Here is a 13,288-nt window from a genome sequence, read left to right as displayed (position 1 = left end):
ATCAATCCCTCAGGCTGGTTGATTGATCAACTGTTTGAGCAATCGATTGCTCAACAAGCTCCTGAGGTAACTCCTTTGCTTGGCTCCACTGCTTTGGCGATTGCCCATACATACGTTTAAATTCTCGGCTAAATTGTGATGAGCTAACATAGCCTACAGACATAGCCGCCGAGCTTACGTTCATACCCGCTGCAATTTTCATCGCGGCGGTATTTAAGCGCATAGATTTAATAAATTGAATCGGCGACATACTCGTCGCATCCTTAAATTTTCGATGCAAAACTGCCCTACTTACGCCAATTTTTGCTGCCATATCGTCTATGGTTATGGTTTCATCTAATCGAGATGCCAAATAATCAATTGAGCGTGCTATGTCGTTTCCTACGCCAAAGGCTTGGTGCACACTATTACCGGCCTGTCCGTTTAATATGGCGTAATATAATTCTCGCAGTCGCCCTTCACCTAAAACCGCAATATCTACAGGGTTGCCTTCAAGTTGCAGCAATCGTAGTAATGAATCGGTAAATGAGTCATCCCATGCTGCGAGTGTAAGCCCTTGCGATTTGGGGCCTGATGCGTGTTTTTTTACACCTTGTGCAGCCATGGTAATAGATAATTCGGTCATCACTTTTGTATCTAGCGATACAATAACGCCTAGCAAGGGGTTCTCAGGTGAAGCCGTGGGTGTACCCGCTTCTACCGGCATAGACATAGGACAGCACATATAATTATTTTCATCGTATATAAAATGCTTACCATCGAGTATGGCTTCTTTAGCGCCACTGACTATAGCAACAATACACGGCTCGTATACCGCAGGTGCACAGCGCATAGCCTGCGTTACTTTAAACAACTGAACACCTTTAATACCCGTTTCTATTAGCCCTTGAGCATAATTTTCATCGCAGTTTACCTCGTTAAAAGACAGGTTGTTTTGTATAAGTTGCTTAATGTGGTGTTTGCTCATTCACCCATACCCTTTAAATATATAATAATTCTAATCTAGCATCGTAGATACACATTCTCAATGCAGCGATACAAATAGGCATATTTTAAAGAGGATATCGCCTAGTTACACCTGGTAGCGAGAGTTATATTACCTAACAAGCACTTTAGAGCAATACGCATAGCCCTGTACTGCATATTTATACTTAACTATTGATAGGAATTTAACTAATGAGCGCAACTAACCCATTTGGCCCTTCTGGCTGGACTCCCGACCAACTCAGTTCTTTAGTTGGTAAATGCTATCTAATAACTGGAGCAAATACAGGCGCAGGCTTTGAAGCAACCCGACTATTACTCGCTAAAGGCGCAAAAGTAGTTATGCTCAATCGTAATCCTTTAAAATCAGATGAAGCTATTGCTAAGTTAAAACAGGAGTTTAGCAATAGTACCGATGTGAGCTTTATAAAAATGGACCTAGCAGAGCTTGCCTCTGTGCGTCATGCAGCCAACGAGGTATTACAAACTGTGCCACACATAGATGCACTTATTTGTAACGGTGCTATTGCGCAGGTCGCGACTCAGCAATTTACTAAAGACGGCTTTGAAAGTCAGTTAGGGGTTAACCACTATGGGCACTTTTTATTGTGTGGTTTACTTTTTAACAAAATAGAGCAATCTAGCGGGCGTATTGTTGTAGTGGCCAGTGAAGGCTACAAAATGGGGCTTAAAACGATTCAATTTGATGACATGAATTGGAATAAAAACTACCACCCAAATAAGACCTACTGCCACAGTAAACTTGCACAAATGATGTTTGCTTATGAGCTGCAAAACAAAATAGCCGCCGCCAATAAGAATGTGCAGGTGTTTGTGTGTCACCCAGGTGCAGCTAATACCTCTCTTATTGGCGATAATGTTAACTTTGCAACCCGATTTACCTGGTCACTAATAGTAAAAATGGGCTTAGCACAATCGGCAGAGCAAGGTGCATACCCTGAGGTTATGTGTGCCACCGAGCATAACCTAAAACAGCGTGCGTATTATGGCCCATCAGGTAGATGGAATTGGAGCGGCCCCGTAGGAATATGCAAACTTGAGCCGTTTGCTTTAGATCAGCCTGTGCTAAGCAAATTATGGGCAGTTACTGAGCAGCACACTGCTTTTAAATGGACAATATAATTGCTAATAGCGAACGTGTGTAGGGTGTAAAAGTAATGAAAAAACCATTAGTAATCGGCCTAATACTTTTACTTTCCCTAACCGGCTGTAAAAGTACCAATAACCTCCCTGTGCAGTATAAACCTAATGATGAGCTGGTAGTACTTGCCCATGAGTTAGGCAGAAGCGATTTGGCAATGCGATATTTTGCCCAGCAGCTTAAACGTGCTCATTATAAAGTATGCAGCCTAAATTACGCCTCTTTAGGGCAAAGTGTTGAGGCTGTATTTATGCAAACAACCACACAAATTAATGCCTGTATTGCTAACGCGAGTAAAGTACATTTTGTAGGCCACTCCCTAGGAGGCTTAGTTATTAGAGCCTACTTGCAAAATAACCCTCGGGTATTTAATGGTAATACACTTGGAAATGTCGTGTTAATTGGCGCGCCTAACAAAGGCAGCGAATTAGCTAATCATTTAAATGGTTCATGGTTAATGCATATAGCCGGAGGTGTAAGCCAATCTCTAATTACAGGCAGTAAGAGTTTGGGCAACACCATAAATGAGCTGGACATTGATTTAGGCGTAATAGCCGGTACTAAAGCATCCCCCCTGACACAGCATTATTTTAAAGGTAAAAACGATGGCTTGGTGTCTGTAGAATCAGCCAAGCTGAGGGCGTGTTGATTTTTGCGGATTGAAATTTGTTCAATCTAGGGGCGATTAAATCGCGGCGCGAGGTTTGTAACCTAGTGGGCTAAGTAAAAACCAAGTAACAAAGAGTTTATCGCCCCTAGGCAGAACCCAAAGGGCAGCGCATGTTTGGCATTTATGCAGCGTTATCGCCTATTTATGGGGAATAACCACACTTCACAGGCTCTGCCTTGCCTAAAAACCAAACACACTGCTGCAAATTCAACCATCAAATACCAACACGCCCTACTAATATGCGTAATTTTATTACCCTTGATGTAAGCCACACGGGAATGCGCTACAGCCAACAAGTAATACAAAACACACTTTATTTTTTGCAAACAGGTACATTTTTATCCCCAACACAAAGAACCACTGCCCTTTATTAACCACCTAACTGCCGCTAATTTTAGGTAAAAAAAGCAAGCCATGCGGCTTGCTTTTACTGCCCGTACAGGCAACACACTCTCAATTTTTACTTTTTAAAAACGGTAGCTAGCACCTAGTGTTATACGACGGTCTGTTAGACCTTGGAAACACAATAATGCACTTTCGTTTACACAAGACTGGCTAATTTCAGACTCAGTAATGTTTACAGCTTCTAAGCCAATATTTAGCTGCTCGTTCACATCGTAGCTAATACTTGCATTAAGCTGTCCACGGTCTTCTTGAACCACAGGGAAACCCCAAGGGAAGCTAGACGTACTACCAAAGTCGTTTGAGCGGTAACCTTCGCGCCATGTGTAACGCATACGCGCTGATAAACCATACTTTTCGTAGTATAGGGTAAAGTTATATGCGTTTTCAGATAGATTTAATAACCCTTGAATTTCGCTTACTTCAATACCAGGTGTACCTGTGCTTGCTGCAAATACATTACTTGCTCTTGAAGTTGCTGTGTTTACTGTTTCACCACCCGAGAACTCTTGAATAGTGTAGTTAGCTAACACACCAAAACCAGAGGCCCAACCTAAGTCTTTCTCAAAGCCTGCAAGGTCATACTGGAACGCAAACTCAATACCTTTTTGAGTTGTTTCGCCGCTGTCGTTAACTTTTGTTTCTGTACCAACACACACACCACGGCCGTTTTCAGGGCCAAATACGTTAATGTCTGCAATTGGATTAAATATGCCGCCGCCTTCACATGGGTCTGTTAAATCGCGGTAACCTGTAACTGGGTCCTCTACTGGCGACGTTAACTGATTAACATGCAATTCTTTACGTGTTTTATGGAATATACCAACACTAAATACACTTGCTTCTGCAAAGTACCATTCTGCCGATAGGTCATATGACAACACTTCTTCAGGTTTTAATGCAGGGTTACCAAACTCAACTTCGTCATTAGGGCTGGTACTATAAGTAACAGAAGTAGATAAGTCATTGTAATCTGGACGACGGATATCTTTACCTACACCAAAGCGTACAAGCACATCTTCTGATACATCAGCTACTAGGTTTAATCGTGGTAAAATAAAGTCATAGTCTGATTCATTAGTAATACGAGTTACAAGCTCATTACCACTGCCATCTTGTGTTATCGAGTTACCAGTAGACTCAACGTCTGTTTGGATGTAACGCACACCAAAGTTACCGCGAATCATTTCGTATTCAAAGTTAGCTTGCGCGTAAAATGCATGCGTAACTTCTTCTATATCAAAAAAGCCTGCAGAGCTTGATGTTGGCGCATTTAATGTTTTGCTTGAACCATGAGCAGTCATGGCGTTTTGTAATGTTTCAAGTACAGCATCAGGGTCTGATGCAACAAGCTCTGGGTCAATTAATAAAAAGTCAGCAATGTATAAAGAACGCCCATCAGCTTCATTAAAGTTATCTGGGCCAGCTACTAATAAATCTGCAAATAAATCACCTGTTGGGCTATCTGCCATTGTTCTTAGGCCAACGCTTGATGTAATTTCGTTTTGCTTACTTTGTGATTTACTGTAACGGTAACCAAAATCAACAGAGGTTATAATTGAATCTGTGTAATAAGTTGAGTCGATACGAAACGCATCTTCTGAGTTTTCAACCGTATCTTGGCCAATATTTACATCACGCAGTACTACGTTTGCAGGGTCTAGTAATTGCTCAACCGTAGGTGCGTATTCTGCCCCTTGTGCAATACCAAAAGCGAGTGCACCGCCTGATAAATCGTACTCAAATGGCACACTATTATCATTGCCGCCACCAGCGTCTAGTGGCGCATTAGGATTAATAAAGTTAAGTGTTGTATTAAAGCTAGGTGTTGTTGTGTCTGAAGATGATGATGCAATTTCAGCACTTACAAACCATTTATCACCTTGCCATTCACCACCTAATCTAAATATATCGCTGTCGGTAACACGCGAGTTTGTATCGCTTGAAAAACGAAGATTTGGATCGTCATCATCGTTATCTAAATTTACAGGAATAACACCACGAAGTGCTGCTTGAATCGAACCCAAGTTAGTTCCGCCAAGTGAGCCTAAGTTAACAGTTTCAAAAGCGTCTGGAACAGAAATATCATTAAGTGCACTTACACCAGAAGCTTGAACACGTGAGCTTTCTTGACGACGCTCTTGATCGTTTACCACCGCGTCAAAATAAAATTTAGTGTTATCGTTTGGTGCCCATTCAATAGTACCTACAAAGTTTTTAGTTTCGTATTCGTAGTTATCATAATCTTGAACAAAAAATTGAATTGGTAAATAGTCAAACGACTGTGCACTGGCTACACCACTATCAGAAGTAATAACGTTATCTCTATCTGCACGTGGGCGAAATGCCGTTACGTCTTGCTCTGCGTAGCTGCCACTTATCAGTACACCAAATTTACCGTAATCATCAGTTTCCCAGTTATCAGCAAACGTACCGGAAAAACGAGGCTGTAAACCACTGTCTGTACTTAGGCTGCTATTTTCGCCTTGTACTCTAATAGTGGCTAATTGCTCACCTAAATGAAGTGGACGAATTGTTTTAAGGTTGATTGTGCCACCCACAGAACCTTCAATGGTTTTAGCCTCTGGAGACTTGATAACTTCCAAACTTGATATAATTGATGCAGAAACATCTTCAAAGCTAATACCACTACGACCTGAGCCAGAGCCCACTGTAGATACCCCGTTTATTTCAGTACGGTTTGCATCTGTACCACGAATTTGTACACCGGTACCCACACCTGCTTGGCGTGTAATTTGTATACCAGTTACGTTTTCTAGTACTTCTGCTAAGTTTTGATCAGGTAGTTTACCAATATCTTCTGATTGGATAATTTCTACTAGGCTGTCTGCCGAACGCTTTTCAGCAAGGGCATTAGTTAATGATTGGCGGATCCCCGAAACTTCAATGACTTCAAGATCATCTTTTGCTTGTGGTTGAGCTTCTTGTGCCTGTGTTGACAAAGAAAAATTCAGTGCAGTGGCAGATATAACCGCCAGAGTAATTTTAGATAACTTGTGACTCATAGTTTTTTTCCTGTGTGTGTGAAATGCTATGTTTAACTCGCTACGCTTATCTTTGGTAAAGCCTTTACTTATTACAAATCATTAACTCAATATTTACACCAAATCACAAAAAGGTCAACCCGCTGGTAAGTTAGATTTTTTCATATTACGCCAAACCTAACTTACCAAATAAAATACAGTCGTTTTTAACAAAAGAAAAGGCAGGTCAAAAAACAATCTAAACACATGTTTTTAAATAAAAATTAGAAAGCTAAAAATATTTAATAGCCACTCGGGAAGGCTTAAACTCTTATTATTAGTAGCCTTAAATAAAATATAAAATAACTATAAAAATCTTTCTGCTCATTAAATAAACGCATAAAATTGGTTAACCAAGCTTGTACATTATCATACAAATCTTTTTATATAACCTCTGTGCAGCTTAAAAATGTACCCTTTCTGCCCGATGAAATTTATATAAATTCTTCTTAGCATAAAGCCATCATTAAAAATTTAAACGTTAAAAGCAGCGCTCATTCAAATAAGCACAATGACCGTCTAGAATCCGCTTGAGATAGGTTTATTACCAAAGTCTAGGGTGTTGAAAATAAAAGACTGTAAAACTTCACTGGTTTAAATCGAGAATATTTAGGGCGTATTTTACAGGGGGGATGCTCAAGCTTAAGTAATGGAGGATAAAAGTGACTTGGTATTGTGATTTACTTATAAGCGCGCGGTAGTTAAAACTAGTTTAAATTGCAGGCATTAAAAAAGGCGGTAAACCGCCTTTTTTAATTTTTTACTTTAGCCATTTACTAAAGCTTAAAACTCATACCTAAGAATAGGCGTGGGCCGTAATCATTTACTTCACCTAAGTTATCTTCCACAAAGAAATCTTGTGATTTAGGTGCACTGAACAAGTTAATTGCTTCAGCTTTGATTCTAAAGTGTTTATTAATTTTATACGATGCGCGCATTTCCCATACACCTACAGCATCAACATAACGTAAGCGTGTGCCATTGCTTGTATAAGGTTGGAAATACTCACTACGGTATTTGTAAATAACTGCAGTATCGAAGTCGCCAATTTGGTAGTAAAGTTGGCTACTAAATACATGCTCAGAAAAACCTGGTACAGAGCCTGCTTCAACTATTCCCTGCGTTAATTGCGTTGTATTACCCTCTAAGTCAGTTGTGAACGTGTCGCCATAAAGACTGTCCTCAAACTCAAAGTCAGTATCTGCGAAGTTATAACCAAACTTTACACCAAGACCGTTGTCCCAACGGTATGAAAACGATGCTTCAAGGCCTACTATTTCGCTTTCATCGTCTGATGTAACAGAGTTAGTAATAGGCAGAGATACACTTTCGCCGTCTATTGTAAATTCTTCTAGAACAGTTTGTTTCTCAAAACCACCTTGAAACTGCTTATAATAAAGGCTTAGCGCTATAATCGAGTCATCATTAGGGTACCATTCAACTGCAGCATCATAGTTCCATGACATTAAAGGTTGAGTTGATGGGTTACCCGAACCATTAACACCAACTAATAAATCAGAAAGTGACGTAGCTGCACCATCTTCATTACTACTTGTTGAAAATTCACGGTTATAGCTTAAATCTGAAGGGTCAGCGCGAGACATACCACGGTAGATACCCGCACGTATTAGTATATCTTCGCTGTAATCAACAACTAGGTTAAAGCTGGGTAGATATTTTGTATAGCTAGAGCCACTTTCTATTTTATCAAGTGTTGTTGGATCTGATACTAGTTCAAGAAATCCTGTGTCTGCATCGGTGCCTACATAGTAATCTGCTCTGAAGCCAACTGATGTTACTTCAGTATCAACTATACGAAGACCAAAGTTACCACGAATAAACTTACCAAACATTTCTGTATCGTAGCTAGCCATTAAATAAGCAGAAGTTGTCTTTTCTGTTACATCAACAGTACCCGTATTTTGGTAATCTACATCTGGGTAGCCAAACTCACCATTGTAATCAGAATCTGTTGCAGCTACTGCTTGAGAAAAACATACATTATCGTAAGTCGCCCAAGAAGAGCCTGTACCACTTGCAATCACGTTACCATCACTATCAACATTAGTTACAATATCGCCATCAGACACGCTAGATAAAAAGCCTGATTCAGGGAAGTCAATTTGACAACCTTGAAGAATTTCAAGTGCAGTATCATCGCCTATTGTGTACTCAACTCTTGAGCCATTACCACCGTTTCCAGTGCCACCAAATTGTATGAAAGAAAGCTCAGATGTTCTGATACCCCCCTCAATTTTAGTGAACATGCCACTATCTAATTCATAATCAAAATCTAAGCGCGCTGATTTTATAACATTTTCGCGAACGTTTTCACGATCTAAGCGTGTTCTTAAGCTATCAGTAAAGTTAGAAATATCTGTAACATCAAAATCAGTTAATGTGAAATGAGGAATTTCATCACCCATATCCCATGTAAAATAGTTACGATCAGATGTTCTGCCACGGTTAGATATTTGCAGCTCTTCACGGTCTGTTTTTGAATAGGCTAAATCAAGGCTCACTGTTAGTCGGTCTGTTACATTATGCTCAATGTTTAAACCGTAGCCTTGGTAATTCTCTTCGCGAGAAAATTGCTCACCCGATGATTCAATTCGCTCTTCACCTTCCCAATGTAAAATACCGCCTACATCGTTAGTAACTAGTGTCGGGCCTGTTACACCTGGCGTTGCACGTTTTTGTAAAAAGATTAGGTCATGACGTGCTTCTTTTTGAGTACGGTCAGATATTTGCGTATCAAAGTTAATATCCCACTCAGCTGACGGTTGGTATTGCAGTGCAAAAAATACAGCGTCACGTTCGTCAGATGTTTCGTTTTGACGGTAACTACGGCTACTTCCAGTCCAGGCGTATGGAGTGCCATCACTTATTGCTTTACCTGTTTCAGGGTCTATATCAGTGTCATAGCCTTGGTTACTACTGCCACTAACTTGATCTTCACAATCACCTGCACTACTGCGGTAAAAACCTTCATTCGTATTAGTTGGGTCATTTAAACATGCCCAAAGCGAAGAACCTGATGGGCTTGAACTTCTGTATTCTGCCTCTGGTTGGCTTATATCTTGTCGTTGAACACCAAATGAAACACCTACCGCTTGGCCGTTATCAAACTCAAACTGATCAACATAGCTAAACGTACCGCGGTAGCCCATATCACTTTGAAGTGAATTATCTACATTACTTTCATCTGGGTTGTAGTTTAATTTTACTTCCCCCGATACTCGCTGCTTACCAAAATCCAATGGTGTTACAGTCTCAAGTGCAATAACACCTGCTACACCGCCCTCTATCATTGATGCGTCTTGCGTTTTATAAATAGCGACTTTTTTAACAAGCTCTGATGGAAATTGTGAAAAGTTTACTGAACGGTCACCACTACCATTAGTCGCTTCACGACCATTGATATGGGTTGCACTTAAAAATGGACCAAGACCACGAATAGTGATCTCTGTTGCACCACCGTTTTCACGGTGCGATGCAGCGCCCGTAATTGATTCTAAGGCTTCACCAATAGATAGTGCAGGTAAATCGCCGATATCTTCTGATGATAAACCATCAACAACCGTAGTTGCTTCTCGCTTTATAGCTATTTGGTCTTGTATTGTTCTACGAGTACCGGTAACACTTATAATTTCTACATCTTCTTCAACTTCTGTCGTTTTTCCCTGCTCTTGTTGTGCACTTGCTGTAAATGCGCAAGAAGTGGCCATACCTGCTATGACCGCTGTTCTTACCCATTTAGCAACAGGCCTTAATGCAAACTGCCCTGTAATAGAATTATTATTCTTTATTGACTTCAACGACATGTTAATTCTCCGCTGGTTGTTGTTGTGTGATTTAAGTGTGTTAGCTTGTTATGCTTTTGTATATTTTATGTGTCCACCGACGTTAATATACTCAAACACTTATACATGATCAACCAATTTAAGATTTTAATATTACCATAAGGTATACCAATTAAAGATAACCTGCATTACCGCCATGTCAGATAGGTTTAAACTGTTATTCATAGGTGTGTTAGTAAAGCACTAAAAGCAAAAAAGCCCCATATGGGGCTTTTTACTTTACTAGAAAGCTATTAATCGTTTTGAATTACCCATGTTGAGCCTGCGCCCACTTGGCTGGTTTGTATGTAATGAAGCCCTTTAGCGCCAGCAACAGCTTGCGCACCTGCTGGATCAGTTTCAATCAACGTACTTGCTACGGTTACATACTCAAGTACCTCTTTATCATTCACTGCTGGGTCTTGATCAATTGCCCCGTCGGTATCGAATGAGCCATTACCGTTAAGGTTTCTAATGGCTACCCAATCATCGCTGTCATCACCTGAAACTCGACTATCCATATAGCCAAAGTTATTGCTAAATACAGAGCTGTCGTGGTTAATTAAATCACAGTCGTATTCAAATGCATGGTCGCTATCTAGCCTATTTGGATAGAATAGCCCTAAAGAAAACGCACTTTCAGGAGTCGGGGCGTCTTCTGCAGCTTCTTCACCTAGGCCATTAGCAATTAGGTTCCCGTTAAAGTTAATAACAAAGGCATTTTTAGTTAAGCCATATAAAACAGGGGCATTTTCTGCGGTTAATTCATCACAATCCCCTGTCGGTGCTTTAGAGCCAATCTCAGTACTAAATACGATGGGTTGCTGTGAGTTTAATACGGTGTTGTTTGTTACCGTTAATGTGAAATCACCCGCAGCGTCTAATACAGATTGGTTACCAGAGTTTGGCACACCGCCATCGGCTTGAGAGAATGGGTTAGCTGTAAATACAATGCCACCCGCTTCTTTGTTGCCAGAGCGAATTCCCGCAATATAGTTATTACTGACAGTATGACCAAGCTGTGTCATCATCACGCCAGCGGGCCTATCACTTGAGCTTTCTATATCAGTGGTGCGAATAACTATGTTGTCTGTAACTGCATTAAAGCCACCATCTTCAAGTGATATACCGCCATTAGCATTTACAATTGTATTGCCTTTTATAGTTGCACCAGACGTTTGCACACGCATTAAACGACGACCCGTTACAAAATTTTCTATCCGGTTGTATTGAATAGTAAAATTTGCGTCGTCAGCGGCGCCTGAGCCTGTTGTACTACCTGCATTAATTAAATATAAACTTGATTGCCCAAAGTTTGGATTGTTACTATCACTAAATAAATTATATTGAATTACGTGATCTGAACTTGAAGATGACATTTTAATCACAGAGCCTTTTTCGGCTACAATTCGATTAGAGAAGGTATTTCTCTCTACTAATGCACTTTGACCTTTTATCATCAGCCAATGGTATTCAGAGTTATTAAGTGTATCTTCTTCTCCATCCATTGTGTTGTGCGAAAAGGTAAAATTATCGCCTTCTGAATAAATAACGGCAGTTTCCTCAGATTCACAAAACTCGCCTGCTTTTGTATCAATGTTTTTAAATGTAAGACCTTCTAAACCAGCGCCATCGACCCCATCAGCCACGTGTACACATAATTCTCCGCTAATTACCGGCACTTGCCCTTCTACTGCTCGCAATGTCACTGCACTAGTGAGTAAAATTGCATCCATATCTGCGAATACACCGGTATTTAAACCGATAACAGAACCATCGGCTAATCCAGAACTAATAGCTCCTAATAATGCTTCAGGGTTGCTCACAGTTTGAGTGTAAATCACACTATCAAGTGATTGGGTTACTGTACTTGTAAAGCCATCATTATCGGTATAAGTAGCTGACACCGAAATAATAGCGCCTGCATAATTAGTTGGTGTAAATGTTTTGCTATTAGTATCTGTAATTTCAACACCGTCGGCGGACCATGTGTATGTTACGTTAGACTCTTCAATACCATTGTTATCTGTGATTTGTGCGCTTAGTTCATTACCCGCTAAGTAAGGAGCAACGCCCATAATCGCAATACTTCCCGCCTCATCAACAGCAACGGCTGAAACAGCAATCGTTTCTTCAGACATATTATCTTCAGAGAAACCATTATCGTCGGTGTAAGTAACTTGAACGGTGAGTTTTTTACCTAGTAATGCTTCTTCAACTACGTAGGTAATTTGCGTTGCATTATTAATAGTTTCACCATCTGCAAACCACTGATAGGCGATAGTGCCTGAAGCCCCATCAGCATCATTAATTTGAGCTGTTAGTGTATTGCCAATTGTAGGTGTACCACTAATTGTTACTTCACCTTGTGTATTTGTTCTATCAACCGCTTGAGTGGGCAATGATGTTGGAGATTCTGAAAATCCGCGGTCATCTTCAAATGTAGCGGAAACAGTGATCACACTTGCAAATTGCGCCTCAGTTAGCAAAAGCGTTGATAGTACTTCATCTGCAATTGCAATATCATCAGCAAACCATTGATAAACAACCGTGTCGCTATCAAAACCATTGTCATCTACAACACTTGCGGTCAATTGCGAACCAACTAACGCATCACCAGAAATAGTCACACTTGCAGGAAACACCATGGCTGCCACATCAGCTGTTGGGTCGGTAATATGAGATTCGTTCACTCCACCATCATCTGTATATAGTCCCTGCGCTGTAATAGGTAAACCTATTTGCTCATCGGTTAACATGAATGATGCGCTATTAGCACCAACAATGGCTTCTCCATCTGCATACCAATAATAAGTAACTTCGCCTGATATACCATCAGGATCGCTCACTGCTACGGTTAATGTTTGCCCACTTGTTGGGGTTCCTGTTAGAGCTATAGAGCCCAAGTTGTTGTCATTGTTGTTTGAATCTGTATCACAACCAACAATTGCTGCTGCAATAGCGCAAAGTGCGAAGTGTTTTAATTTCATGGTGGTTCTCTTTAAGCAAATTTATGGTTCAAATATTTGGCTAATTATTGTGTGTGTTACCAAATAACCCGAAAGTTGTTACCAACTAGTTTCTACTTTAAAACAAATTGTTAACCAACTTGGTAATATAACCATAACAAAATAATTTTTACCAGCAAGTTGACCAATTAATTTACAACAAGAGGACATTTAAT

Annotated in this window: 6 protein-coding genes; 2 read left to right on the top strand and 4 right to left on the bottom strand. The window is 40.3% G+C overall.

Annotated features, from left to right (window positions below; translation table 11 throughout):
* Position 1 precedes the first annotated feature (1 nt).
* Positions 2 to 967, bottom strand: a complete 966-nt coding sequence (locus ATS74_RS06400) for an AraC family transcriptional regulator (protein ID WP_058548103.1) — start codon at positions 965 to 967, stop codon at positions 2 to 4.
* A 209-nt stretch (positions 968 to 1,176) separates the two neighbouring features.
* On the opposite strand from ATS74_RS06400, the gene ATS74_RS06395 reads away from it, so the two are divergent.
* Both ATS74_RS06395 and ATS74_RS06390 read left to right on the top strand, forming a co-directional pair.
* The gene (locus ATS74_RS06395) at positions 1,177 to 2,127 is read left to right on the top strand and encodes an SDR family oxidoreductase (protein ID WP_058548102.1); all 951 of its coding nucleotides are present in this window, start codon (positions 1,177 to 1,179) and stop codon (positions 2,125 to 2,127) included.
* A 35-nt stretch (positions 2,128 to 2,162) separates the two neighbouring features.
* Positions 2,163 to 2,795, top strand: a complete 633-nt coding sequence (locus tag ATS74_RS06390; RefSeq protein ID WP_058548101.1) for a DUF7379 domain-containing protein — start codon at positions 2,163 to 2,165, stop codon at positions 2,793 to 2,795.
* 488 nt (positions 2,796 to 3,283) lie between these two features.
* Here ATS74_RS06390 and ATS74_RS06380 read toward each other — a convergent pair whose 3' ends face one another.
* From ATS74_RS06380 to ATS74_RS06370, 3 genes are all read right to left on the bottom strand, one after another.
* Positions 3,284 to 6,244: a TonB-dependent receptor gene (locus ATS74_RS06380; protein WP_058548099.1), complete on the bottom strand. Its 2,961-nt coding sequence runs from the start codon at positions 6,242 to 6,244 to the stop codon at positions 3,284 to 3,286.
* Positions 6,245 to 7,038: 794 nt separating this feature from the next.
* Entirely contained in the window at positions 7,039 to 10,086 is a 3,048-nt protein-coding gene (locus ATS74_RS06375; RefSeq protein ID WP_058548098.1) for a TonB-dependent receptor, read from the bottom strand.
* 272 nt (positions 10,087 to 10,358) lie between these two features.
* On the bottom strand, positions 10,359 to 13,094 hold the full coding sequence (locus ATS74_RS06370) for a poly(beta-D-mannuronate) lyase (RefSeq protein WP_058548097.1): 2,736 nt from the start codon (positions 13,092 to 13,094) through the stop codon (positions 10,359 to 10,361).
* Between the last annotated feature and the right edge of the window lie 194 nt (positions 13,095 to 13,288).

The organism is Pseudoalteromonas sp. H103, from assembly GCF_001469205.1.
Classification (GTDB): Bacteria; Pseudomonadota; Gammaproteobacteria; order Enterobacterales; family Alteromonadaceae; genus Pseudoalteromonas; species Pseudoalteromonas carrageenovora.
This window is presented reverse-complemented; position numbering and strand designations above follow the sequence as displayed.

Excerpts from the sequence above, each read along its gene's own strand:
- ATS74_RS06375 (WP_058548098.1), bottom strand. The coding sequence starts at position 10,086 with ATGTCGTTGAAGTCAATAAAGAATAATAATTCTATTACAGGGCAGTTT.
- ATS74_RS06380 (WP_058548099.1), bottom strand. The coding sequence starts at position 6,244 with ATGAGTCACAAGTTATCTAAAATTACTCTGGCGGTTATATCTGCCACT.
- ATS74_RS06390 (WP_058548101.1), top strand. The coding sequence starts at position 2,163 with ATGAAAAAACCATTAGTAATCGGCCTAATACTTTTACTTTCCCTAACC.
- ATS74_RS06395 (WP_058548102.1), top strand. The coding sequence starts at position 1,177 with ATGAGCGCAACTAACCCATTTGGCCCTTCTGGCTGGACTCCCGACCAA.
- ATS74_RS06400 (WP_058548103.1), bottom strand. The coding sequence starts at position 967 with ATGAGCAAACACCACATTAAGCAACTTATACAAAACAACCTGTCTTTT.
- ATS74_RS06370 (WP_058548097.1), bottom strand. The coding sequence starts at position 13,094 with ATGAAATTAAAACACTTCGCACTTTGCGCTATTGCAGCAGCAATTGTT.